The organism is Pseudomonas sp. 30_B, from assembly GCF_017491605.1.
Lineage (GTDB): Bacteria > Pseudomonadota > Gammaproteobacteria > Pseudomonadales > Pseudomonadaceae > Pseudomonas.
In genome coordinates, this window is the sequence record NZ_JAFGYY010000227.1 from 1 (window position 1) to 493 (window position 493).

The 493-nt window shown below is 60.4% G+C and carries 1 protein-coding gene; it reads left to right on the plus strand.

Annotated features, from left to right (window positions below):
- Nucleotides 1-35: 35 nt before the first annotated feature.
- Nucleotides 36-493: hypothetical protein (locus J5M67_RS28040; protein ID WP_368735965.1), on the plus strand; the 458-nt coding region annotated here is incomplete at its 3' end.

Below are 493 nucleotides of genomic sequence, written 5' to 3' on the forward strand. Positions count from 1 at the left end.
AGCCCGGAGAGTACGACGACGCCTACCTGGCCAGCATCACCCGCACAGTAAGAACACTTCGCGCTCACGGCATAATGACCCTCTTGGACGCTCACCAGGACATGTATAACGAGAAGTTCGAGGGTGAGGGAGCCCCCGACTGGGCCGTTCTCGACAAGGGAGCACCGAATCTGCTCAAGGTTGGCTTCCCCGCCAACCAGGTCTTCAACCTCGGACTCATCAAGGCTTACGACAGTTTCCTGGACAATGCCAAGGGCCCGGGCGGAGTGGGCTTGCAGGATCGTTACGCGGCCATGTGGAAGCACGTCGCACAGGTCGTCGGGCAGGAACCCGGCGTCATGGGATACGACATTATCAACGAGCCTTGGCCGGGACATCACTACCCCATCTGCTACGTTGCCTTCGGCTGGTGCGGCCGAGCGATGGTGTCCTTGGACACCTTGTACGAGAAAGTCGGCAGAGCCATCACCTCGGTCGACCCCGACGGCATCGT